Consider the following 21471-nt stretch of genomic DNA (forward strand, 5'->3'; position numbering starts at 1 on the left):
CGTCAGGTCAAACATCGCAGGATGCTACCTCTCACTTCGCCAAGATTGTTGCTAGGGTCCATACCCGTGCAGGACAACCCTTTGCCCATCCCGTTCAACCGGCCCTTCGTCACCGGTCAAGAGACGGCGTACATGACCGAGGCGATGACCAACGGGCCGCTGTCCGGCGACGGGCCGTTCACCAAACGGGCGTCGGCCTTGCTGACCGAGATCGTCGGAGCAACCTCCGCCTTGCTGACCACGTCGTGCACGCACGCGCTGGAGATGTCGGCCATCCTGCTCGATCTGCAGCCGGGCGACGAGGTGATCCTGCCCTCGTTCACGTTCTGCTCCACCGCCAACGCGTACGCCCTGCGCGGCGCGATCCCCGTGTTCGTGGACTGCCGCCCGGACACCCTCAACATCGACGAGCGCCTGATCGAGGCGGCGATCACCGAGCGGACGAAGGCGATCGTCGTCGTCCACTACGCCGGGGTGGCCTGCGAGATGGACGCCATCGGCGACCTCGCCCGCCGGCACGGGCTGGTCGTGATCGAGGACAACGCGCACGGCCTGGGCGGCTTCTACCACGGTCAGCCGCTCGGCTCGATCGGCGCGATGGCCACCCAGAGCTTCCACGAGACCAAGAACGTCCACTGCGGCGAGGGCGGCGCGCTGGTCTTCGGCGACGCCGAGTTCCACGACCGCGCGGAGATCATCCGGGAGAAGGGCACCAACCGGGGCCAGTTCTTCCGCGGCATGGTCGACAAGTACCGCTGGATCGACGTCGGCTCCAGCTACCTGCCGTCCGACCTGCTCGCGGCGTTCCTGTGCGCGCAGCTGGAGGAGTTCAAGGAGATCCAGGCGCAGCGCATGGCGGTCTGGAACCACTACCACGCCGAGCTGGCCGGCTGGGCCCGCGAACAGGGCGTCACCCAGCCGACGGTCCCCGCCGACCGGGTGCACCCGGCGCACCTCTACTACCTGCTGCTCCCGGACCTGGACAACCGGCAGGCCATGCTCGCCCACCTGAAGGAGCGGGGCGTCCAGGCGACGTTCCACTACCAGCCGCTGCACTCGGCCCCGGCCGGCGTGCAGTACGGCCGCGCGCCGGAGGAGGGCTGCCCGGTCACCGACGCGACCGCCGACCGGCTGCTCCGCCTGCCGCTGTTCGCCGGGTTGCGGCCGGAGGAGCTGACCCGGATCACCGAGGCGGTCCTGGAGTTCCGGGTCCGCTGAGGACACTCCGGCGGGCCGTGCGATCATTTCGCACGACCCGCCACCTGGGAGTAGGGTGGGCGCGCTGCGCCGCGAAAGGTTGTTGCATGTCCGTTTCCGTCGTCATTCCCTGCTACCGGTCGGAGAAGACGCTCCCCGCGCTGGTCGAGCGGCTCCACCCGGTCCTGGCGCAACAGCCGGGCGAATACGAGATCATCCTCGTCGTGGACGGCAGCCCCGACAACACCTGGCAGGTCGCGGCCGACCTCGCCCAGCTGCACGAGCGCACCCGCGCGATCCGGCTCGCCCGCAACTACGGCCAGCACAACGCGATCGTGGCCGGCGTACGCGCCGCGCGGTTCGACGTGATCGTCACGATGGACGACGACCTCCAGCACCCGCCGGAGGAGATCCCACGCCTGCTCACGGCGCTGGAGGACGACGTCGACCTGGTCTACGGCGTCTCCGTCGAGGAGGAGCACAAGGTCGGGCGCAACATCGGCTCCCGTGGTCTCAAGGCGGCCCTGACGCTCGGGCTCGGCGTACCGGACGCCCGCAACCTCAGCGCCTTCCGTGCGTTCCGCTCCTTCCTGCGCGGCGGGTTCGACCTCATCACCGGTCCGCACCTGTCGATCGACGTTGCGCTGTCCTGGACGACGACCCGGATCGTGGGCGTCGCGGTCCGGATGGAGCACCGCCAGGAAGGCGAGTCCGGCTACACGCTGCGTACGCTCGTCGCTCGAGCCGTCGACATCGCGGTGGGCTACTCGGTGCGGCCGTTGCGGATCGTCACGTATGTCGGATTCCTCGTGGGCCTCGCCGGCCTGGCTCTCGTCGGCCGTCTGCTCTGGCTCTACTTCACGGGGAACACGACGGTCGCCGGGTTCACCACCATCGCCACGGTGGTCGCCATCTTCGCCTCGGTCCAGATGATCGCCATCGGTGTGCTGGGCGAGTACGTCGGGCGCATCCACTCGCACGGCATGGGCCGGCCCACCTATGTGATCCGCGACCGGGTCGGCCTCGCCTCGACGCCCGCGCAGCGTGAGGCCGAGCAGCAGACGGTCGTCCGCTGAGCGAGGATCACGTGACTCAGACCAGCCCTCCGATGGAGGCCGCGCCACCAGCTCAGGAACGCCATCCCTGGATTCCGGCCTGGCTCGACGACGTGCCCGGCGTCGGCCGCCTCGCCGTCACGCTGCTCAACGACTCGCGCGTGCGCTACCTGCTCGCGGGCGGGATCACCGCCGTCATCTCGTACGCGTACTTCTCGGTGTTGTTCCTGCTGGTCGGCCACCACGTCCATTACCTGGTGACGCTGACGATCGCGAACTTCCTCACGACGGTCACGGCGTACCCGATCTATCAGCACGGCGTCTACCAAGCCGGGCAGGGCGGGTTCGCCCAGTTCCTGCGGTTCTACGCGACCTGTCTCTGGGCGCTGGTCTTCGGCCTGGTCACCATGCCACTGCTCGTCGAACTGGTCTCGATGCCGGTGCTGGTGGCCCAGGCCATCGTGATCGTCGTGTTCCCGCTGATCAACTACCCGCTGCAACGGCGCTGGGCATTCGGCGGCGGGCGCCGCTGAGCGCGGCGTATCTCCGGCGAAACCGGGTACGCAGCACGAGTGCTCCTCATCGGCACGTCCGGCTGGCAGTACCGGGATTGGCGCGGCCCGTTCTATCCGGACGACCTCGCCCAGGCGCGCTGGCTGGAGTACTACGCCGAGCGCTTCGCCACCGTCGAGGTCAACAACGCGTTCTATCGCCTGCCCGAGCGGTCGACTTTCGAGCAGTGGCGGACGCGTACGCCGGATGGGTTCTGCGTGGCGGTGAAGATGAGCCGCTATCTGACCCACGTGAAGCGGCTGGCCGACCCCGCCGAGCCGGTCGCGAGGTTCCTGAGCCGGGCGGACGCATTGGGCGACCGGCTCGGCCCGGTGCTGCTGCAACTGCCGCCGACCCTGCGGGCCGACCCTGAGGCGCTCACCGAGACGCTGCGGCGCTTCCCGAAGGACGTGCGGGTCGCCGTCGAGCCCCGGCACGCGTCGTGGTGGACCGACGACGTCCGGCGCGTCCTGGAGAAGCACAACGCCGCGCTGAGCTGGGCGGATCGCGGTGGACGCCCGGTCACGCCGCTGTGGCGTACGGCGGACTTCGGCTATCTGCGCCTGCACGAGGGGACGGCCCGGCCTCGACCGCGCTACGGGCGTACCGCGTTGAAGTCATGGCTGGACCGCGTCCAGGACGCGTTCGGCCGGCAGTCCGTCTACGTGTACTTCAACAACGATCACGGCGCGGCCGCGATCGACAACGCACGCACGCTGGAGCGCCTGGCTAGAAGGTGAGCACGACCTTGCCCGGCAGCCCGCCCGTCGCCATGATGCGATGCGCCTCGGCGGCCCGCTCGAACGGGATCGTCGCCGCGACCCGCGTACGCAGCCGCCCGACCGCCGCGGCCGTCACCAGATCCCGCAGTACGCGCTGGTCCGGCCGGATGAGCACGACCTGCCGGCGTACGCCTCGCGCCGGATCGACCGGCTCGGTCGGCCGGGTCGTGACGAGCACTCCGCCGTCCTTCGTCGCGTTCGCCGCCGCCGCGCCGACCGGGACGGCGTCGAACACCGCGGGCGCCTGACCCAGCGCGGCCGGCCCCGCCGACCGCGTGACGACCTCGTCCGCGCCGATCTCGCGTACCCAATCCTGATCATGGTCGTTGGCCACGGCCAGCACGCGCCGACCGGCCTGGCGGGCGAGCTGGACCGCGAAGCCGCCCACGCCGCCGCTCGCCCCCACGACCAGCAGCGGGCCGTCGCCCGCGAGCATGCGCACGGCTTGGCTCGCGGTCTGGCCGTTGAGCGGGAGGGTCGACGCTGTCGCATAGTCGAGCGCGGTGGGCAGTTCGGTGAGCCAGTCGACGTCAGCCGCAACGAGCTGGGCGTATGAGCCAGGCGTGCCGCGTGTGAGGTGCCACGGCACGAGCCCCACGACGCGGTCGCCGACGTGGAACCGGCTGTCCGTCGCGCCGACGGCGACCACGTCGCCGGCGAAGTCCCAGCCCGGCAGGAACGGCGGCGGAACCGGTCCGCCCGGGAGCCGGCCGACCCGGGCCGCCGCGTCGGCCGGCTGTACGCACGCCGCCCGCACCCGGACCAGCACCTGGCCTGGCCCGGCGGCTGGATCGGGCAGGTCCACGACGTGCAGAACCTCCGGTCCGCCCAGCGCAGTCACCGCGATCGCGCGCATCTCCCACCTCCGAAGCGTCCAGTGTGGACGGGCCTACCCGGTGGCGCAAGCATCGACCTCCATCACAGGAACGTGACCTACGTCGCACTTCACTGGGCGATCCGGACCGCAGTCCGATAGAGTCGGACGGGTAATCGGACTGCGGTCCGAATCTGAGGAGGGTTTCCGTGAGCAAGCTTCTGCACATCTCCGCCTCACCCCGGGGCGACCAGTCCGAGTCGCTCGCCCTCGGCGAGACATTCCTGGCGACCTATCGCGAGGTGAATCCGGGTGCCGAGGTCGACACCTGGGATCTCTGGGACGGCACGCTGCCGCAGTTCGGGCCGGCCGCCGCGCACGCCAAGATGACGATCTTCGCCGGCGGTACGCCCACCGGTGACCAGGCCGAAGCCTGGGACGCCGCCCGCGCCGCGTTCCAGCGCTTCGACGCCTACGACCGGTACCTGTTCACCGTTCCGATGTGGAACAGCGGGGTGCCTTACATCCTCAAGCAGTTCATCGACGTCGTGAGCCAGCCGGGCATGGTCTTCTCCTTCGACCCCGAGGCCGGCTACACCGGTCTGCTACGCGGGAAGAAGGCCGCCGTGATCTACACCGGCGCGGTGTACGGCGACGACCGCGGGCGCGCCTTCGGCACCGACCACCAGCAGCCGTTCTTCCACGACTGGCTCGAGTGGGCCGGGATCACCGACGTCACCGAGGTCGCCTTCCGCCCCAACCTGGCCACCGCCGACCCCACCACCGGCCGAACCCAAGCCCGCGCCACCACAACCGACCTAGCCAAAACCTTCTAACCCCACCTTCACCAGCGGGCAGATCACGGTTACGCATGCCATTTCGGCGGCGGGAAGCATGCGTAACCGTGATCTGCACCCAAGGCTTGACATGGAGCCCGAAGGCATCGAGGATCGTGCGTACGAAGCGGCTTGGCGCGGCGTGAGAAACGTGACGCGCTCAGTGATGAACTGACCCGGCCGGTGACCCTCCCGTACTCCGAGGAGCCCACCGTGCCCAGAAAACGCTATCTCGCCGCCCTAGCCGCCGTCCTGCTCACTTCGTCGATAGCGATAGTCGCCCAGCAGGCCGATGCCGCCGACGTCTTGCTTTCCCGGAACAAGCCCGTAACCGCCTCGTCCGTCGAGTCTTCCGCGTACGCCGCGCAGTTCGCGGTCGACGGGGACACCGCGTCGCGTTGGGCCAGCGTCGAGGGTTCGGATCCGCAGTGGATCCGGGTCGATCTCGGCTCGGCGGTGCCGATCTCCCGTGTCCGGCTCGTCTGGGAGGCCGCGTACGCGTCGGCGTACCGGTTGGAGGGGTCGGCCGATGCCTCCACGTGGACCACGATCAAGTCGGTGTCCGGGGAGAACGGCGGCACCGACGATCATTCCGGTCTGACCGCCACCGTCCGGTACGTCCGGGTGTATGGGACCCAGCGCGGCACCGCGTACGGGTATTCGCTGTTCGAGTTCGAGGTTTACGGACCCGGTGGCCAGTCCGCCACGGACTATCAGGCCGAGGACGCCTCGTTGGCGCAGGCCGCGGTCGCCACCAACCACACCGGCTTCACCGGTACCGGTTTCGTGGACTACGTGAACGTCGCCGGTGGCTGGATACAGTGGACGGTCACTGCCGCCTCGGCCGGTCCGGCGACCCTCACCGTCCGATACGCCAACGGCACCACCGCGAACCGCCCGCTCGACGTCACGGTCAACGGGGCGGCCGCCGCGACGGGAGTGGCCTTCGCCCCGACCGCGACGTGGGACACCTGGGCGACGCAGACGATCCCGGTCACCCTGGTCGCCGGGAGCAACACCGTACGCGCGACCGCCACGGCGAGCACCGGCGGCCCGAACGTCGACAAACTCACCGTCGGCACCGCCGGAAGCCCCGGCCCGACCGGCAGCCCCAGTCCGAATCCGAGTCCGAGCCCGAGTCCGACGAACAACCCAGGGACCCAGTTCACCGTGGCCGCCGCCGGTGACATCGCCGAGCAGTGCACCGCGTCGACCAGCTCGTGCCAGCACCCGAAGACAGCCGCCCTGGTGACGGCGATGAACCCGGCGTTCGTGCTCACCATGGGCGACAACCAGTACGACGACGCCCGGCTGTCGGACTTCCAGAACTACTTCGACAAGTCCTGGGGCGCGTTCAAGGCCAAGATGCACCCGGCGCCGGGCAACCACGAGACCTACGACCCGGCCGGGTCCATGGCCGGCTACAAGTCCTACTTCGGGAGTATCGCGTACCCCCAGGGCAAGTCGTACTACAGCTACGACTACGGCAACTGGCATTTCATCGCGCTGGACTCGAACACGCTGACCGATTCGGCTCAGCTGACCTGGCTACAGAACGATCTGGCCGGCACCACGAAGGGGTGCGTGGCGGCGTACTGGCATCATCCGCTGTTCAGCTCCGGTGACCATGGCAACGACCCGGTCAGCCGGCAGGCCTGGCAACTCCTGTACGCCGCCCACGCCGACCTGGTCCTCAACGGGCACGATCACCACTACGAGCGGTTCGGCCCGCAGAGCCCGACCGCGGCCGCCGATCCGAATGGGCTCGTCGAAGTGCTCGGCGGCATGGGCGGGGCGTCCCCGTACGACATCGTCAACGTGCAGCCGAACAGCCAGAAGCGGCTGTCCGGGACGTTCGGCGTGCTGAAGCTCTCGTTCACCGACACGACCTTCTCGTGGCAGCTGATCGGGACCGACGGCGCGGTCAAGGACACCAGCCCGACGTACACCTGCCACTGATGTACGTCACCGTCGACCGGGATCTCCCGGCACCGGGACGGCGTGCGCTGCGCGCCGTCCCGGCCACCGTGTTCGCCCTCGGCGCGGTCAGCCTGGTCACCGACGTCTCCTCGGAGATGGTCACCGCCGTGCTGCCGCTCTATCTCGCGCTCACGCTCGGCCTCACCCCGCTGCAACTCGGCCTCGCCGACGCGCTCTCCTTCGGCGTCACAGCGGTGCTCCGGCCGATCGGCGGCCGGATCTCCGACCGGTGGCGGGCCAAACCGGTGGCCGTTTTCGGCTACGCGCTCTCGGCGGCGGCGAAGGTCGGCGTACTGCTGGCGGGGGCGGCGATCGGGCCGCTGGCCGCTGCCATCGTCGCCGACCGCACCGGGAAAGGACTGCGTACCGCACCTCGGGACGCGATGATCGCCGCCGCGGTGCCGGCCGAGCGGCAGGGGACGGCGTTCGGCGTACACCGGGCGATGGACACGCTGGGGGCGCTGCTCGGCCCGCTGGCCGCGCTCGCCGTCCTGGCCGCGACGGGCGGCGCGTACCGGGCGGTCTTCGGCGTGAGCTTCTGCGTCGCCGTGTTCGGCGTCGGCGTGCTGCTCCTGCACGTCCGGGACAGTCCACAGCGGACCGAGGCACCGGGTCCGATGTGGGCGATCCTGCGCGACCGGTCGCTGCGGCGAATCTGCCTGGCCGCGGCCGGCCTCGGGCTGTTCACCGTCAGCGACTTCTTCGTCTACCTCCTCCTGCAACGCTCCGGCGCGGTGCCCATCCACTATTTCCCGCTGCTCCCGCTGGGCACGGCCGCGATCTACCTCCTGTTCGCGGTACCGCTCGGCAAGCTGGCCGACACCCGTCGCGTGCGGGTCCTGCTCGGCGGCCATCTCGCCCTGGTCGCCGCCACTCTCCTGCTTGCGGGTACGCCCAGCGCAGCGGTCGCGCTGGTCGGTGTGCTGGCCCTCCATGGGCTCTTCTACGCCGCCACCGACGGAGTGCTGATGGCGTTGGCGGCTCCGCAGTTGCCCGCCGATGGGCGTACCACTGGATTGGCGCTGATCCAGACGGTGCAGGCGGCCGCCCGGTTCGTCTCGTCGCTCGCGGTCGGCGCGTTGTGGACCGCGTGGGGTGAGCGGACGGCGCTGCTGGTGATGGCGGTCGGCCTGGTCGGCGCGATCGCGGGCGCGGCGCGGGTGCTGCGATGAGGCGGGCCTGGATCACGGCGGCCGTCGCGCTCGTCCTCGCGGGCGGAGCGACCGCGTATGCCGTGAGCGTCCGGCAGCCCGCCGCTCCGGCTGGGTCCACCGCGTTGGCCGGCGACCGGATCTTCTTCCGGGACTCGGCGGGCCAGGTCGCCTCGGTACGCGCGACCGACCCGAGCGGCCCCAGGCAACCGCTCGGCCTGCGGTGCGACCGCTTCGCCGCCGCCGCGACCAGCGCGATCTGCCTGACCGGGGAGGTCGGCGCGAGCCTGCCGACGGCCACCGCGCTGATCCTGGACCAGGAGCTGCACGAGACCCGGCGCATCCGGCTTGCGGGCGTGCCGAGCCGGGCGCAGGTGTCGCGCAGCGGGCGGATGATCTCGTGGACGGTGTTCGTGACGGGTGACTCCTACCGCACGAGTGGGTTCTCCACCTGGACCGGCATCCTCGACACCCGCACCGGGTACCTCGTGGTCAACATGGAGAACATCCATCTCTATGTCGATGGGCGTCGGTATTACTCCCCCGACGTGAACTACTGGGGCGTGACGTTCGCCGCCGACGACTCGACCTTCTACGCGACGGTGTCTACGCGTGGCCGGACGTACCTGGCCCGGGGCGACTACACGAAGTGGGAAGCGCACACCGTCACCACCGGCGTCGAGTGCCCGTCGCTGTCGCCGGACGGCACCCGGATCGTCTACAAACGACGGGACGACGTCGCGCCGGGAGCGCCGTGGCGGCTGGCGGTGCTGGAGTTGGCGGGCCTGCGGTCGGTCGACCTGGCCGAGACGCAGGGCGTGGACGACCAGGCGGTCTGGCTCGACCCCGCGACCGTGGCGTACGCCCGGGGCGGCCGGATCTTCGCCGTCCCCGCCGACGGCACCGGTACGCCACACGAGCTGATCAGTGGCGGGACGTCTCCGGTACGGCTCCGAGCACCCGGGTGATCCCCTCCGCCTCGACCCGGCTCGCCACCAGGGCCGGGTCGAGGTTGGCGCACAGGACGACGGACGCGCCGACGGTCATCGGGGCCAGCAGCCACTTCACCGGGTGGTCGTGCTCGGCCGCGTCGATCAGCACCCGGTCGCCGGGCTGAATGCCCATCGCCGCCGCCGTTCCCCGGGCCAGCTGTTCCCAGGCCCCGTACGTCGTGCCGTCGACGCTCGCCGGGTCGTTGCCGAGGATCTCCTGATAGGCCGGCGTCACCGCGTCGCGCTGCTCGACGAGCGCGACGAAGTCCAGGTAGCCCTCCGGCACGGGCGACCCGACGACGAACTGCCAGTTCGCCTCGGGCACGTCCTCCAGGATGCTGCGTACGCGATCCGGGGCGGCGAACACGACGTCGTAGGGACCGCCGGGATCACCGAGCCCGGCGGTCGCGTACCCGCGATAGTCGACGCTGACCCCGACCGACCAGACTCCCAGCAGCACGGCGGCGGTCAGCCAGTGCGGTGGGAGCAGTACGCCGGCCCGGTCGCCCCGGCGCAACCGGCACTCGCCGGTGAGCAGATCCGCCGTACGCCCGGCCCAGACCCCGAGGTCGGCCGCCGACAGCGAGACCCGCTCACCGGACTTGTCGTCGTAGTACGTCAGCACATCAGACATCGTCCCACTTGAAGAGCAGGGCGGCCGCGCCGGTCACCACCACGGTGAAGCCGAGGAGGATGCCGATCGCCGGGAGGGTCACCGACGGCGACTGCCCGCGGACCATCACGTCCTGCATCGAGGTGACCAGGTGCTTCAACGGCAGCAGGTTCGAGACCGTCTTCAGCCAGCCGGGCGCGGAGTCGAGCGGGAAGAAGGAGCCCGACAGGAACGCCATCGGCAGCACGACCAGGTTGGCGATGGCGCTGGCCGACTCCGGCGTCTTGGACACCGCCCCGGCGAGCAGCCCGATCGAGAGGAACGCCAGCGTGCCCGCGATCATGATCGGGATGAAGGCCCACCAGTAGGACGACAGTTGTAACCCGAAGACCGGTAGCAGCGCGACGCCGATGAAGATGGCCGACTGGAGCAGCGCGATGCCGATGCTGACGCCGACCCGGGCAGTGACGATCGACGCGACCGAGACCGGCGACAGCCGCAGCCGCCGCAGGATCTTCTTCTGCCGCCAGGACACCAGCGTCAGCGCCGCGCCGAAGGTCGCGCCGCTGGCGATCGCCCAGCCCAGCAGGCCCGGCGTCATGTACTGGATGGCTTTCATCGACTTGTCCTCGACCGGTTCGGCCGACAACGACAGCGCGGGCGTCGAGACCCCGGCCGCGGCCAGGTTGCCCTGCTGGACGATGCTCTCCATGATCCCGCGTACGGTGGCCGCCTTGACCTGGTCGGCCGCCGAGTAGTGCACGACGACCTTGCCGCCCTGCTGCTCGATGGCGGCGTCGGAGTCGCCGGCGCGAACCTTCTCCAGTGCGGCCGCCAGGTCGTCCGTCTTCGTGATCTTGAGAACCTGGTCCACGTCAGCCCGACCCTCGGCCGGGATCTGGTCCAGCAGCGCGACCGAGCCGACCTGGAGCACCTCGGTCTTCGACGTCCCGGTGTCCTTGAACAGCGCGCCGAAGACGATGAGGAACATCAGCGGGAACAGGATGGTGAAGAAGGTGGCGGTCTTGTCGCGCACGAAGCCGAGCGCCATCGCCTTGGAGAGGCTGACGAAACTGGTCACGCGCGGTACTCCCGTCCGGTCAGGTTGAGGAAGACGTCTTCGAGGGTCGCGCCGCGGACGGACAGCCCGCGCAGGGCGTCGCGCTCGGCGAGCGCCGCGAGGATCGGGGCGGGCTGCCGGGTGGCGAACGTCAGCGAGACGCCGTCGTCGTCCAGCTCGGCCCCGTTGGCCAGCGCCTGCGCCTCGGCCAGCGTGATGATGCCGCTCTCGATGGCGATGCGAGTCGGCGCGTCCAGCTCGCGTACCAGCACCGCGGGCGGCCCCGACTGGAGGATCTGGCCGTGGTCCATGATCGCGACCCGGTCGCAGAGCGACTCGGCCTCGTCGAGGTAGTGCGTGGTCAGCACGACCGTCCGGCCCTGCTCGTTGATGCCGCGCAGGACGTCCCACAGATTGCGGCGCGCCTGCGGATCGAGGCCCGAGGTCGGCTCGTCGAGGAACACCACGTCGGGACTGTGGGCCAACGCGCACGCGATCGACAGCCGCTGCTGCTGACCGCCCGAGAGCTTCTCGTGCGGCAGGTTGCCCATGTCTTCGAGGCCCACGATCGCCAGCCACTCGTCGGCCTGCTTCGCCGATACGCCGTACAGCGAGGCGAAGGTCCGGATCTGCTCCCGCGCGGTCAGCCGCTCGAAGAACGCGCTCGCCTGGAGCTGTACGCCGATGCGCGGCAGCAGCTTCGGGTTGCGCGGCCAGGGGCTCTCGCCGAGGACGGCGATCCGGCCGGAGTCCGGCTCCCGGAGACCCTCGATCATCTCCAAGGTGGTGGTCTTGCCAGCGCCGTTCGGGCCGAGGATGCCGAAGAACTCCCCCGACTGGACCTCGAAGGAGACCCCGTCGACGGCTTTCACCTCGCCGTACGCCTTTCGAAGGTCGCTGACCTCGATGGTGGGTGTTGACATGCGGTGCACTCTACTGACTTTGAGCAAACGTTGATCTTTAGAGTGGTGCGGTGCATCTTGAGCTGATCGCCCTCATCGTGGCCGAGTACGACCCGGCCATCGACTTCTTCGTGAACGTGCTCGGATTCGACCTGGTGGAGGACGTTCCTTCGACCACAAACGACGGTCGGCCGAAGCGCTGGGTCGTGGTACGCCCACCCGGTGCGCGTACCGGGATCCTGCTCGCCCAGGCCGACGGCGAACGGCAGGCCGCCGCCGTCGGCGATCAGGTCGCCGGGCGCGTGGGGTTCTTCCTGCGCGTCGACGACTTCGACTCGGCGTACGCCCGCATGACGGCGGCCGGCGTCGAGTTCGTGACGGTGCCGCGCGACGAGGCGTACGGGCGGATCGCGGTGTTCCTCGACATCGCCGGGAACCGCTGGGACCTCCTCGGCCCTAGCTCCCCGAGCGGAGCGTCAGCAGGGTGATCTCGCTCGGCGCGAACACCCGGAACGGCGGTCCCCAGAACCCGGTGCCCCGGCTGGTGTAGAGCTGCGTACGCTCGCCGTGCCGGCTCAGCCCGGCGACGGCCGGCTGGTCGACCCGGACGAGGTAGTGGAACGGCCAGATCTGGCCGCCGTGCGTGTGCCCGGACAGCTGCAGGTCGACGCCGTGCTCGACGGCGTGCCGGATCTGCTTCGGCTGGTGGGCGAGCAGCAGCACCGGCAGCGCCGGGTCGGCCCCGGTGAGGGCGGCGCCGAGGTCCTCGCCGTGGCCCGGTAGCCCCGAACCGGCGGCGGTCACGTCGTCGACGCCCGCGATCACCAGCCGGTCGCCGTCGCGCTCGACGACGACGTGGCGGTTGCGCAGCGCCTCCCAGCCCAGCTCCCGCATCCGCTCGACCCAGCCCTGCGCCTGGCTGTAGTACTCGTGGTTGCCGGTGACGTAGGTGCGCGCCAGCGCAGCGCGGATGCGGCCGAGCGGTTCGGACTGCTCCCGCCGCGCCTCGGCGGTGCCGTCGGCGATGTCGCCGGTGTGGCAGACGACGTCCGCGTCCAGCGCGTTGACCGCCTCGGTCACCCGGCTGGACCAGCGCGCCCGGTCGATCGGGCCGTAGTGCGTGTCGGTGATCAGGACGACCTTGGCCCCGTCGAACCCGGCGCCGAGCCGCGGGATGGCCACGTCGACGCGGCGCACTCGGGGCACGCGCATCGCTTCGGCGTACCCGTAGAGGAGAAGCAGGAGCGCGACGGACGCGACCGACCCGGCGACCACCCGCGCGCCTGTCTGGCTGTCGATCCCACCGAGCGAGAGTGCTCCGCGCAGCAGCGTGCCGAGCACGGACCAGGTGAACAGCACCCAGATCACGCCGAGCATGACGTCGCCGGCGCGGGCGGCCCAGTCGCGGCCGCGGCCGTGCCCGAGGAACATGAAGCCGGGAAACGCCGCGAGCGCGACGACGAAGACGACGCTGCCCAGCACCTCGACCGGAGTCGACCAGCCGGGCGCGGCGACCAGGGTCCACCACGGTACGCCGAACAGCAGCGCGAGCACGACGACCAGGGCGGACACGAAGAAGAGGGCGCGCGAGGACCGGCGGGGCTCGACGGCGGCTTCGCCTGCGGTCATGAGGGCAGCTCCTTAGCGATCAGGTCCCTCGATTGTGGCCGCCTTCGGCGCGATCGCCCACTAAGCCGTCGCCCGATTCCAGTCGAAAGCGCGGACGGGGTCACCCCATCCGCGCCTTCGGCGGGGAGGACTAGCAGCGGTAGGGGCTGCCGTTGTTCTTCAGGTGGTTGTCCCAGATCCAGCCGGAGAGGTCCCGGCCCTTCACCTTGACGTGGGTCCACGTGTTGCCGTAGCTGTTGGTGATGAAGCAGTGGTAGTTGAGCGCCGTCGACGTCGACAGGGTCGTGATGGCCGAGCAGTCCTCGTATGGGCCCGTGCGCAACGGCGCGGACTCTTCGGTGTACTCGTTCGCGTCCGCGGGGTCCTTGTCCGACCACGAGTGGCTGCTACAGGCGGCGGCCGCCGGCGAGCTCACGGCGAACACGACTGCCGTGACGACGGCGGGCACCACGGCCAGGGCGGCGCCGAGCTTTCTTCCGAGCATCGATCCTCCTCGTCAGTGTGGGCGATCACCGACCACACTCACAGCCCGGAGTACATACCACCTACACGAGACATACATATCTGCATGTCTGATCTTGAATCGAGGCGTCGGTCACGGTGACACGGCCAAGACCAGGTACGCCGCCAGGATGGACAGGTGCACCCCGCCCTGCAACGGCGTCGCCCGGCCGGGGATGACGGTCAGCGTCCCGACGACGACCGTCAGCGCCAGCAACACGATGTGCGTCGAGCCGAGCCCGAGCAACAGCCGGTCGTTCAGCCAGAACGAGGCGACCGCGACCGCCGGGATGGTCAGGCCGATGCTGGCCATCGCCGAGCCGAGAGCCAGATTGAGACTGGTCTGTACGCGATCCCGCCGGGCGGCGCGGACGGCTGCGATACTCTCGGGCAGCAGGACCAGCATGGCGATGACGATGCCGACCACGGACGCGGGCAGCCCGGCTTCGGCGACGCCGGACTCGATCGCGGGCGAGATGGACTTGGCCAGGCCGACCACCGCCACCAGGGCGACCAGCAGCAGAACCAGGCTCAGCCAGGTCTGCCGGACGGTCGGCGGCTCGGCATGGCTCTCCTCGTCGATGACCTCGCCCTTGGACGTGATCGGAAGGAAGTAGTCCCGGTGACGGACCGTCTGCGTGGTGACGAACAAGGCGTACAGGATGAGGGCCGAGCCCGCGGCGAAGACGAGTTGTGCGGTCGAGAACTGCGGCCCAGGAGCGCTCGTGGTGAACGTCGGCTCGACCAGGCTCAGCGTGGCCACGGTCGCGACGCTGGCCAGGGCGGCGCCGGTGCCTTCGGGGTTGAAGACCGCGACCCGCCGCCGCAGCGCCCCGACGAGCAGGCACAGCCCGAAGATGCCGTTGCAGGTGATCATCACGGCGGCGAAGACGGTGTCCCGGGCCAGCGCGGCGTTCTTCTCGCCGCCCCCGATCATCAGCGAGATGATCAGCCCGACCTCGATGATCGTGACCGCGACCGCCAGGACGAGCGACCCGAACGGCTCCCCGACCCGGTGCGCGATCACCTCGGCGTGGTGCACCGCGGCCAGGACCGCGCCGGCCAACACCAGTGCGGCGAGTGCCACGGCGAACCCCGGCAGGTCCCGGTGCCACACCCCCGCCAGGACGACGATCGCCACTGGCGGCATGAGCAGCGTCCAGTACTCCATCAGCCGGGTGAACATGCTCCCGAGTCTGACGGATGATCTGCGCCAATTGTGGCAGAAAGGCCGGTAACGAGCAGGTCGAGGCCACCCACGAAAGCCCCCCGGGCGGTCGCCTCCAGCGAGTAGGGCTGGACGTCACGCGTACTGAGCCAGACCGACTCGGGGAACCGGGCGGCGAAGTCGGGCACCTCCGCCAGGAGGCGGGCGCTGCGGGCCGACCACCACTGCTCGTCGGGCGTACCGGTGACCTCGGCGGCCTTGCGGGCCTCGGTGATCGTCTGCGCGCTGCCGCGGACGAGGTGGTAAAGCGCGGTCACCAGCGGGCGGCACCGATCGGCCGGCAGCCCGGTGGCGCGCAGGATCGTCGCCAGGTTCTCCAGCACGACCTGCTCGTTCGGCCCCAGCACCGGCCGGGCGAACGAGACCTGCACGGTCCACGGATGGCGGAGATGGAACTCCAGCAGGTCGCCGGCCCAGGCCGTGATCGCGGTACGCCAGCCGCCGGCGAGGTCGTAGGCGACCGGCAGCTCCGCGTGCGCCCCGTCGTACATGACGTCGATCAGCTCGTTCTTGCCGGGGACATAGGTGTACAGCGACATCGCCGTCCGGCCGAGCCGCTCCCCCACGGCCCGCATCGACAGTCCGGTGAGGCCGTCCCGATCGGCGATCTCGGTCGCGGCTCGCACGATCTCGTCCAGGCTGATCGCCCGCTTCGGACCAGGCTGCGTACGCGCGACCGGCCGTTCCCGCCACAGCGCGGAGATCGACCACGCCGGATCGCCCTGGCCCGCGTACACGCCCACTTGCATCTCCTTACGCCGTAAACTAATCTGGAACACCTTACAGGATAAGGAGATCTTGCCATGGTCGCGTACGAGGTGCACGGAACCGGCCCGGCCGTGCTGATGCCGGTGAATCCGCAGCCCGTCGAAGGAACGCAGGCGGACGAGATGCGCGCCTGGGGCGTGAACCCGGCCAACGGCCGCGATCTCATCGCCGGGCTGACCGACGCCTACCGGGTCGTCGCGTTCGACTACGAGGGGCACCGGCTCGCGCATCCCGTACCGCTGACACCCGATCGCCTGGCCCACGACATCTTGGCGGTCGCCGACGCGGCTGGCGTGGAGCGGTTCGCGTACTACGGCTATTCGTGGCTCGCCCTCGCCGGCCTCCAGCTGGCCTTGCGGACCGACCGGCTCACCGCGCTGGCCATGGGCGGCTTCCCGCCCCTCGACGGCCCGTACGCGTCGATGCTGGCCGTCACGAAGGCGACCCACGACCTAGCCGTCGACCCCTCCTCCCAGCCACCCGCGTCGGACTCGGACTCGGTCTGGGACTCGGCCGAGCTGACCTTGTCGCCCGAGCAGACGGGCCAGTTCGTCGTGCTCTACGAGGCGTTGCAGTCGTTCTCCGACGCCGCCGTCTCACTGTCGGTGCCCCGGCTGTGCTTCGCCGGCTCGAAGGACGTCATCGAATACGGCCCGAAGTGGGGCGGGGTGACCGTCGACATCGCCGGGCCGCTGCTGCGCCGCGGCGACGACCTCGCCACGGCCGGCTGGGACGTACGCGTCCTCGACGGGCTCGACCACACCGGCGCGATGCAGGCCGCGAACGTCCTGCCCGTGCTGCGCCCGTGGCTCGACTCCGTCCTGACGCCCACCCCGCCATCATGATCGTCGGCCGCCGCCATTCATCGGGCTGAGAGCGCCTTGATCGTCGGCCGCCGCCGATCAAGGCACCACCGACCCCCAAGATCGTCGACCACCGCCATTCATCGCGCTCAGAGCGCCTTGATCGTCGGCCGCCGATGATCAAGCGCCGGCAGCTCAGCGGTCGTTCGATCGTTTCCAGGGCACCTTTCCCTCGATCTCGATCTGGAGGGAGAAGCTGAGGAAGGTCCGGATCAGCACGATGATCCCGAGTACCGCCACGTTCTCCACCGTCGGCGACACCGCGACGGTCCGGATGAGGTCGGCGGCGACCAGGATCTCCAGGCCGAGCAACAGCACACCGCCGAAGGTCGCCCGCACCTTCTGGTACGCCGCCGCCCCGCCCTCGCGCCGCCAGGCGTCCACGGCCACCACGACCGACCACAGCAGACCGGCGCAGAGCACCCCGACGCCGATGTACTCGAAGATCTGGGCGACCAGCTCCATCCGGGTCAGCCCAGCAGACGGGCTTTCGCCGCGGCGAACTCCTCATCGGTCAGCGCACCGGCGGTCGCGGTTCCGGCGACGAGGTCCAGCGGTCCTCTGCTCATCTCGGTCCTTCCGGTCAGGCGGTCGGCCGCGGCGCGACGGTCAGCGCCCAGATCACGAAGACGTCGAGCGCGATGATGACCAGCGCCCAGATCGGGTAGTACGGCAGGAAGAAGAACTGCGCGATGGCGGAGAGCACCGCGAGGCCGATGCCGACGCCGCGCGCCCAGTCCGCCCCGGTGAACAGGAAGAAACCGGTGACCGCGACCAGGGCGCCCAGGATCAGGTGGATCCAGCCCCAGGCGGTCGTGTCGAGCTCGTACACATAGTTCGGCGCGACCACATAGAACGAGTCCTTGATGATCGCGGCGAGCCCCTGGAAGAACTGCATGACGCCCAGCAGGACCATCATGCAGGCGGCGAACACCATGCCACCTTCCGACCAGGCCCGCTTGCTAGAGGACATTTCCGTCATTGGCCCACCGTACGGAAATATCTCTCGGGTCGTCGGCGGTTTCGCCAAGATCTGGCAGCATCCCCGAGCATGGAGATCCGTCCTGCCACGACCGCCGACCTCGATGGGCTCTACCGGCTGGCCCAGTCCTTCGACGCGCTCGGGACCCAGCCGACCGCACCGCGAGCGGCGTACGAGGACCGCATGTGCGACCTCTTGAGCGACGCGAACCACCTGGTCCTGCTGGCGGTCGAGGACGCCGCCGAAGCCGGGTACGCCCTCGCCCAGGACTACGGCGCGAACCCGAGACGGCAGTTCACGGTGGGCCGGCTGCACGATCTGTTCGTGGTGCCCGAGCGACGACGGCACGGCATCGCCCGACTGCTGATGGCCGGCGTGACGGAATGGTGCCGTCGGCGGTCTCTGCCGATGATCCTGGACTGGCAGGCCCGCCTCGAGGCCGTGCCGTTCTACGAATCCCTGGGGTTTGTCGCCGACCACATCGGAGACCAGCGCGAGTTCCCCGGCTTCTGCCTCGACCTGCGCGACGGCTCGGCCGGACGGGACGTCCGGGCCACCCGCGACGCCCCAGCCACCCGTGACGCCCGAGCCACCCGTGACATCCACGGCCGCACACGTGACGTGCCCGCGACGCCGGAGTGAGTGAAAGCGCCACGATTCACGGTCGCGATGCTATTCACCGGCGCGCGCCAATGGTCTACTTACAGTCAGTAAGGCGCGACGGTCGGTGATTCACATCGGCGCGGGGACTCTGACAGGGGCGCTTGCGATGACCGATTACGACGGACCCCCGGTCCCGGCCTGGGACCTCGACGGCACCTGGCTGTTCGTCGGCGACGAAGTCGTGCTCGCCGACCATGGCGTGGAGGCGTACGGCCGCATCGTCGGGGTGGACCCCGACGGTTCGGGCCTGCCGATCGTGCTGATCCTGGCGGGGCAGGGCCGGGGCGGCCAGGCCCCGCTGCCGCTGGCCCGGATCAACGGCAAGCGGGTCCCGGCCGACGCCGCCGCGCGGGCGGGCGGCGGCCGGGAGGATCGACTGTGGAGCAGCAGCCTGCGCGACAACGAGGGCCGCGGCTGGCTGTGAGTCAGTCTTCGTCCGGCTCGACCAGCAGCCGGGCGTAGTTGGCCATGGACCGCTGATAGCGCGGCAGGTGCTTGGCGAGCGCGCCGACCGCGAGCGACACCGCCTCGCGTTCCCGGCCGACGCTGGTCAGCGCGAGGGCCAGCGTGGCGCTGAGCGCGTCGTCCAGTTCGTCGGAGCCGCGCGTACGCTCGGCGGTCAGCAGCCGCACGCTCTCCTCGGCCTGCCCCATGTTGCGCAGGGAACTCGACATCTGGATCACCGAACGCCGCCGCCGGATGCCGTCGAGGCCCAGGTCCAATGCCTCGCGGTACAACGGAATGGCCCGGTCGGAATGCCCGGTCGAGTCCCACGCGCAGGCCCGTTCGAACGCGGCGACCGGGTGGCCGGGTCCGAGTTCGTCGGCGAGGTCGCCGACCCGGGCGCGGAACTCCTCCTCGTCCCACTTGTCCGGCGCGGCGTTGAAGTCCGCCCAGAGGGCGTCGCTGCGCTGCTCCCAGTCCCGATTCATCTTCGTTCTCCTCGCTGTCGTTCGTGCGGTGATCACTGTGCGGGGAGGGCTAGAGTGGGCGCCAGTGATTCGGCGATCACCGAATGTCTGCCGGATGTCTGGAGGTCAGAGTGGCGGTCACGCTTCGGTTCAGCCCGGACGACCTGCTGCGCTGCCGCTTCGCCGTCTCGCCCATGCTGGAGACGGTCTCCGCGGTCCGGCTGCTCTCGCCGTCCGAGGACCCCGGGCCGCATCGGCGTTGGCTCAGCACCGTCGACCGCCAGAGCCTCGACCTGCGCCCGCTCCACCTGCTCCTGCCCCGCCGCGGCTACGCGCCGGACTTCCTCTCCCCACCGCCGAGCGGGCGGGCGGCGCGATTCGCCGACGAGCTGCGGGCCGTGGCCACCACTGATCATCAACAGATACGCCGAGAGCTGCGCCGGTCGCTGGCCGACACCCCGGGCGCGATGGAGTCGCCGACCGGACGGCTGCTGCTGGGCGAGCCGGCTCGCGTACTGGCGATGCTGGTCGAGCTGCTCCGGCGGGCCTGGGAGGTGCTGGTCGAACCGGTGTGGCCCCAGGTACGCGGGCTGCTCGACGCCGACGTGAGCTTCCAGTCCCGGCGGCTGGCCGAGGGCGGCCTCGACCGGCTGTTCGCCGAGCTGCATCCCCGGCTGCGCTGGGGCAACGGCGTACTGACCCGGGAGTACGGCGACGACGACCACCGAGATCTGCAGGGTGAGGGCCTGATCCTGGTCCCGAGCGCGTTCAAATGGGATCAGGTCGTCGTCATCGTCGATCCGCCGTGGCAGCCCGCCGTCGTCTACCCCGCCCGCGGACTCGGCACCTTGTGGCAGCCCCCGGCCTCGGATCGGCAGGCCGCGCTCGGCCGGCTGATGGGCAAGACCCGGGCCGCGCTGCTCGCCGATCTGGGCTCACCCACGAGCACGACCGTGCTGGCCCACCGGCACGCGCTGGCCGCCGGGACGATCTCCGAGCATCTGACGGTGCTCCGCGACGCCGGATTCGTCGTCGGCGAGCGGCACCGGCACGAGATCCGCTATCGGCGTACGCCGCTCGGCGAGGACTCGATCGGCTGACGTCCGGTGACGAGGCCGACCGCCTCGGCCAGACTCCTCGGCCGGCGGACCGCCTCCGGCAGGCGTACGCCGTCCCAGCCCGGTCCGCCGGCGAGCACCAGCTTGGGCGCGGGCCGGGCGGCGAGGACGTCGGCGAGCTGGCCGACGTGGGCCGTCTCCCGGGTCTGCGACCACAGCACGACGATGTCGGGCCCGGCTCGGCGGACGGCTTCCCGGAGCGCGTCCGGCGGCACCCGGGCGCCGAGCAGCCGGGTCGCGACGCCGGCTTCGGCGAGGGCCGCGGCCAGCGCTTCCAGTGCCAGACTGTGCTGTTCCTCGTCGGTGCACGCGAGCAGGATCCGGGCCGCCGACGACGGCCACTCGGTCGTGGCCAGTCCCACCGAGATCTCCTTCGAGATGAGATGTTCCACCTCGACCAGTGCGCCGGTCGCCGCATGCTTGCGTCCGATGTGGATGAGCGCGGGCGCCAGCAGCTCGGTCCACGTCGCGAGGACGCCGTCCTGGGCGAGCGCGCCGCCGATGATGCGGCGCAGTTCGGCCGCGTCGAGCCGCAGCGCGGCCCGGGTCAGCCCGCGCACGGCCGGGCCGGCGGAGCCGACCGCCACCGCGTGCCCGCCGCCGTCGCGCCGAGCCGCGGGGATCGGCCGGCCGAGGACCCAGGCGGCGGCCTGCGCCGGTGCCACACCCTGCCCGACGAGGCGCTGCATCTCGGCCAGCCGCCGCAGGTCCGCCGGCCCGTACCGGCGGTGTTTCCCGGTTTGGCGGCTCTCCGGCCCGAGGCCGTAGCGACGGTCCCAGGTACGCAGCGTAGTGACGGCGACGCCGACGAGCCGGGCGGCCTCACTCGCCGTCAGGGCCTCCTCTGCCACCACGCCTCCTCTGCCACCACGAT

The 21471-nt window shown here is 70.4% G+C and carries 26 protein-coding genes; 13 read left to right on the plus strand and 13 right to left on the minus strand.

Features of this window, described 5'->3' with window-relative positions; genetic code table 11:
* Positions 1-66 precede the first annotated feature (66 nt).
* The 4 genes from rffA (at position 67) to HDA40_RS05470 (ending at position 3544) form a co-directional block, all read left to right on the plus strand.
* Complete coding sequence (rffA, locus tag HDA40_RS05455; protein WP_253752566.1) at positions 67-1218, plus strand: dTDP-4-amino-4,6-dideoxygalactose transaminase; 1152 nt, start codon at positions 67-69, stop codon at positions 1216-1218.
* Between the two features lie 86 nt (positions 1219-1304).
* Complete coding sequence (locus HDA40_RS05460; protein WP_253752569.1) at positions 1305-2273, plus strand: glycosyltransferase family 2 protein; 969 nt, start codon at positions 1305-1307, stop codon at positions 2271-2273.
* An 11-nt stretch (positions 2274-2284) separates the two neighbouring features.
* Positions 2285-2785, plus strand: a complete 501-nt coding sequence (locus tag HDA40_RS05465; RefSeq protein WP_253752572.1) for a GtrA family protein — start codon at positions 2285-2287, stop codon at positions 2783-2785.
* A 39-nt stretch (positions 2786-2824) separates the two neighbouring features.
* A complete protein-coding gene (locus HDA40_RS05470) occupies positions 2825-3544 on the plus strand; it encodes a DUF72 domain-containing protein (protein ID WP_253752575.1) in 720 nt (239 codons plus the stop codon).
* On the opposite strand, the gene HDA40_RS05475 is transcribed toward HDA40_RS05470, so the two are convergent.
* A complete protein-coding gene (locus HDA40_RS05475) occupies positions 3534-4442 on the minus strand; it encodes an NADP-dependent oxidoreductase (RefSeq protein ID WP_253752578.1) in 909 nt (302 codons plus the stop codon). The genes HDA40_RS05470 and HDA40_RS05475 overlap by 11 nt on opposite strands.
* 167 nt (positions 4443-4609) lie before the next feature.
* Between HDA40_RS05475 and HDA40_RS05480 the strand changes: the two genes are divergently transcribed.
* The 4 genes from HDA40_RS05480 to HDA40_RS05495 all read left to right on the plus strand — a co-directional run bounded on the left by HDA40_RS05480 (position 4610) and on the right by HDA40_RS05495 (position 9335).
* A complete protein-coding gene (locus tag HDA40_RS05480) occupies positions 4610-5236 on the plus strand; it encodes an FMN-dependent NADH-azoreductase (protein ID WP_308197673.1) in 627 nt (208 codons plus the stop codon).
* A gap of 213 nt (positions 5237-5449) precedes the next feature.
* Complete coding sequence (locus HDA40_RS05485) at positions 5450-7195, plus strand: discoidin domain-containing protein (protein WP_253752581.1); 1746 nt, start codon at positions 5450-5452, stop codon at positions 7193-7195.
* Positions 7195-8388 (plus strand): MFS transporter, encoded by a 1194-nt coding sequence (locus HDA40_RS05490; protein WP_253752584.1) that lies wholly within the window; start codon positions 7195-7197, stop codon positions 8386-8388. Before HDA40_RS05485 ends, HDA40_RS05490 begins: the two co-directional genes overlap by 1 nt.
* Positions 8385-9335: a hypothetical protein gene (locus HDA40_RS05495; RefSeq protein ID WP_253752587.1), complete on the plus strand. Its 951-nt coding sequence runs from the start codon at positions 8385-8387 to the stop codon at positions 9333-9335. Before HDA40_RS05490 ends, HDA40_RS05495 begins: the two co-directional genes overlap by 4 nt.
* Here the strand turns inward: HDA40_RS05495 and HDA40_RS05500 are convergent.
* The 3 genes from HDA40_RS05500 to HDA40_RS05510 are packed head-to-tail and all read right to left on the minus strand — an operon-like array spanning position 9292 to position 11955.
* Positions 9292-9993 carry a TIGR03089 family protein gene (locus tag HDA40_RS05500; RefSeq protein WP_253752590.1) on the minus strand — a complete coding sequence of 234 codons (702 nt, stop codon included), beginning with the start codon at positions 9991-9993 and terminating at the stop codon, positions 9292-9294. The two genes, HDA40_RS05495 and HDA40_RS05500, sit on opposite strands and share 44 nt — an antisense overlap.
* The gene (locus HDA40_RS05505; protein WP_253752592.1) at positions 9986-11053 is read right to left on the minus strand and encodes an ABC transporter permease; all 1068 of its coding nucleotides are present in this window, start codon (positions 11051-11053) and stop codon (positions 9986-9988) included. The genes HDA40_RS05500 and HDA40_RS05505 overlap by 8 nt, the downstream gene beginning before the upstream one ends.
* Positions 11050-11955, minus strand: coding sequence for an ABC transporter ATP-binding protein (locus HDA40_RS05510; protein ID WP_253752593.1), 906 nt, complete (start codon positions 11953-11955; stop codon positions 11050-11052). Before HDA40_RS05510 ends, HDA40_RS05505 begins: the two co-directional genes overlap by 4 nt.
* A gap of 50 nt (positions 11956-12005) precedes the next feature.
* On the opposite strand from HDA40_RS05510, the gene HDA40_RS05515 reads away from it, so the two are divergent.
* Positions 12006-12422 (plus strand): VOC family protein, encoded by a 417-nt coding sequence (locus tag HDA40_RS05515; protein ID WP_253752595.1) that lies wholly within the window; start codon positions 12006-12008, stop codon positions 12420-12422.
* On the opposite strand, the gene HDA40_RS05520 is transcribed toward HDA40_RS05515, so the two are convergent.
* The 4 genes from HDA40_RS05520 to HDA40_RS05535 form a co-directional block, all read right to left on the minus strand.
* Complete coding sequence (locus tag HDA40_RS05520) at positions 12391-13563, minus strand: metallophosphoesterase (RefSeq protein ID WP_253752597.1); 1173 nt, start codon at positions 13561-13563, stop codon at positions 12391-12393. The two genes, HDA40_RS05515 and HDA40_RS05520, sit on opposite strands and share 32 nt — an antisense overlap.
* A 130-nt stretch (positions 13564-13693) precedes the next feature.
* The gene (locus tag HDA40_RS05525) at positions 13694-14047 is read right to left on the minus strand and encodes a hypothetical protein (protein WP_253752599.1); all 354 of its coding nucleotides are present in this window, start codon (positions 14045-14047) and stop codon (positions 13694-13696) included.
* A 111-nt stretch (positions 14048-14158) separates the two neighbouring features.
* Positions 14159-15250: a calcium:cation antiporter gene (locus tag HDA40_RS05530; RefSeq protein WP_253752601.1), complete on the minus strand. Its 1092-nt coding sequence runs from the start codon at positions 15248-15250 to the stop codon at positions 14159-14161.
* Entirely contained in the window at positions 15235-16035 is an 801-nt protein-coding gene (locus tag HDA40_RS05535) for a TetR/AcrR family transcriptional regulator (RefSeq protein ID WP_253752603.1), read from the minus strand. The genes HDA40_RS05530 and HDA40_RS05535 overlap by 16 nt, the downstream gene beginning before the upstream one ends.
* Before the next feature lie 60 nt (positions 16036-16095).
* On the opposite strand from HDA40_RS05535, the gene HDA40_RS05540 reads away from it, so the two are divergent.
* Positions 16096-16905, plus strand: coding sequence for an alpha/beta fold hydrolase (locus HDA40_RS05540; protein WP_253752607.1), 810 nt, complete (start codon positions 16096-16098; stop codon positions 16903-16905).
* A 153-nt stretch (positions 16906-17058) separates the two neighbouring features.
* Here HDA40_RS05540 and HDA40_RS05545 read toward each other — a convergent pair whose 3' ends face one another.
* The 3 genes from HDA40_RS05545 to HDA40_RS05555 are packed head-to-tail and all read right to left on the minus strand — an operon-like array spanning position 17059 to position 17905.
* Entirely contained in the window at positions 17059-17388 is a 330-nt protein-coding gene (locus HDA40_RS05545; protein ID WP_253752610.1) for a DUF1622 domain-containing protein, read from the minus strand.
* Positions 17389-17393: 5 nt separating this feature from the next.
* The gene (locus HDA40_RS05550) at positions 17394-17492 is read right to left on the minus strand and encodes an SHOCT domain-containing protein (RefSeq protein ID WP_253752613.1); all 99 of its coding nucleotides are present in this window, start codon (positions 17490-17492) and stop codon (positions 17394-17396) included.
* Between the two features lie 14 nt (positions 17493-17506).
* The gene (locus tag HDA40_RS05555) at positions 17507-17905 is read right to left on the minus strand and encodes a DUF7144 family membrane protein (protein ID WP_253752616.1); all 399 of its coding nucleotides are present in this window, start codon (positions 17903-17905) and stop codon (positions 17507-17509) included.
* Positions 17906-17974: 69 nt separating this feature from the next.
* Between HDA40_RS05555 and HDA40_RS05560 the strand changes: the two genes are divergently transcribed.
* Together HDA40_RS05560 and HDA40_RS05565 are read left to right on the plus strand one after the other, a co-directional pair.
* Positions 17975-18547 carry a GNAT family N-acetyltransferase gene (locus HDA40_RS05560; protein ID WP_253752619.1) on the plus strand — a complete coding sequence of 191 codons (573 nt, stop codon included), beginning with the start codon at positions 17975-17977 and terminating at the stop codon, positions 18545-18547.
* A gap of 127 nt (positions 18548-18674) precedes the next feature.
* Positions 18675-18992, plus strand: a complete 318-nt coding sequence (locus tag HDA40_RS05565; protein WP_253752622.1) for a hypothetical protein — start codon at positions 18675-18677, stop codon at positions 18990-18992.
* A gap of 1 nt (position 18993) precedes the next feature.
* Here the strand turns inward: HDA40_RS05565 and HDA40_RS05570 are convergent, their stop codons facing one another.
* Complete coding sequence (locus HDA40_RS05570; RefSeq protein WP_253752624.1) at positions 18994-19500, minus strand: tetratricopeptide repeat protein; 507 nt, start codon at positions 19498-19500, stop codon at positions 18994-18996.
* A gap of 110 nt (positions 19501-19610) precedes the next feature.
* Here HDA40_RS05570 and HDA40_RS05575 point away from each other — a divergent pair, with 110 nt between their 5' ends.
* Complete coding sequence (locus tag HDA40_RS05575) at positions 19611-20579, plus strand: ArsR/SmtB family transcription factor (protein ID WP_253752626.1); 969 nt, start codon at positions 19611-19613, stop codon at positions 20577-20579.
* Here the strand turns inward: HDA40_RS05575 and HDA40_RS05580 are convergent.
* The gene (locus HDA40_RS05580) at positions 20540-21448 is read right to left on the minus strand and encodes a MerR family transcriptional regulator (protein ID WP_253752629.1); all 909 of its coding nucleotides are present in this window, start codon (positions 21446-21448) and stop codon (positions 20540-20542) included. The two genes, HDA40_RS05575 and HDA40_RS05580, sit on opposite strands and share 40 nt — an antisense overlap.
* Positions 21449-21471 lie beyond the last annotated feature (23 nt).

This window comes from Hamadaea flava (genome assembly GCF_024172085.1).
GTDB lineage: Bacteria > Actinomycetota > Actinomycetes > Mycobacteriales > Micromonosporaceae > Hamadaea > Hamadaea flava.

Bases quoted from the DNA above. Each gene is read 5' to 3' on its own strand.
- HDA40_RS05460 (WP_253752569.1), top strand. From the start codon at position 1,305: ATGTCCGTTTCCGTCGTCATTCCCTGCTACCGGTCGGAGAAGACGCTC.
- HDA40_RS05475 (WP_253752578.1), bottom strand. From the start codon at position 4,442: ATGCGCGCGATCGCGGTGACTGCGCTGGGCGGACCGGAGGTTCTGCAC.
- HDA40_RS05490 (WP_253752584.1), top strand. From the start codon at position 7,195: ATGTACGTCACCGTCGACCGGGATCTCCCGGCACCGGGACGGCGTGCG.
- HDA40_RS05495 (WP_253752587.1), top strand. From the start codon at position 8,385: ATGAGGCGGGCCTGGATCACGGCGGCCGTCGCGCTCGTCCTCGCGGGC.
- HDA40_RS05500 (WP_253752590.1), bottom strand. From the start codon at position 9,993: ATGTCTGATGTGCTGACGTACTACGACGACAAGTCCGGTGAGCGGGTC.
- HDA40_RS05510 (WP_253752593.1), bottom strand. From the start codon at position 11,955: ATGTCAACACCCACCATCGAGGTCAGCGACCTTCGAAAGGCGTACGGC.
- HDA40_RS05520 (WP_253752597.1), bottom strand. From the start codon at position 13,563: ATGACCGCAGGCGAAGCCGCCGTCGAGCCCCGCCGGTCCTCGCGCGCC.
- HDA40_RS05525 (WP_253752599.1), bottom strand. From the start codon at position 14,047: ATGCTCGGAAGAAAGCTCGGCGCCGCCCTGGCCGTGGTGCCCGCCGTC.
- HDA40_RS05530 (WP_253752601.1), bottom strand. From the start codon at position 15,250: ATGTTCACCCGGCTGATGGAGTACTGGACGCTGCTCATGCCGCCAGTG.
- HDA40_RS05540 (WP_253752607.1), top strand. From the start codon at position 16,096: ATGGTCGCGTACGAGGTGCACGGAACCGGCCCGGCCGTGCTGATGCCG.
- HDA40_RS05545 (WP_253752610.1), bottom strand. From the start codon at position 17,388: ATGGAGCTGGTCGCCCAGATCTTCGAGTACATCGGCGTCGGGGTGCTC.
- HDA40_RS05550 (WP_253752613.1), bottom strand. From the start codon at position 17,492: ATGAGCAGAGGACCGCTGGACCTCGTCGCCGGAACCGCGACCGCCGGT.
- HDA40_RS05555 (WP_253752616.1), bottom strand. From the start codon at position 17,905: ATGACGGAAATGTCCTCTAGCAAGCGGGCCTGGTCGGAAGGTGGCATG.
- HDA40_RS05560 (WP_253752619.1), top strand. From the start codon at position 17,975: ATGGAGATCCGTCCTGCCACGACCGCCGACCTCGATGGGCTCTACCGG.
- HDA40_RS05565 (WP_253752622.1), top strand. From the start codon at position 18,675: ATGACCGATTACGACGGACCCCCGGTCCCGGCCTGGGACCTCGACGGC.
- HDA40_RS05570 (WP_253752624.1), bottom strand. From the start codon at position 19,500: ATGAATCGGGACTGGGAGCAGCGCAGCGACGCCCTCTGGGCGGACTTC.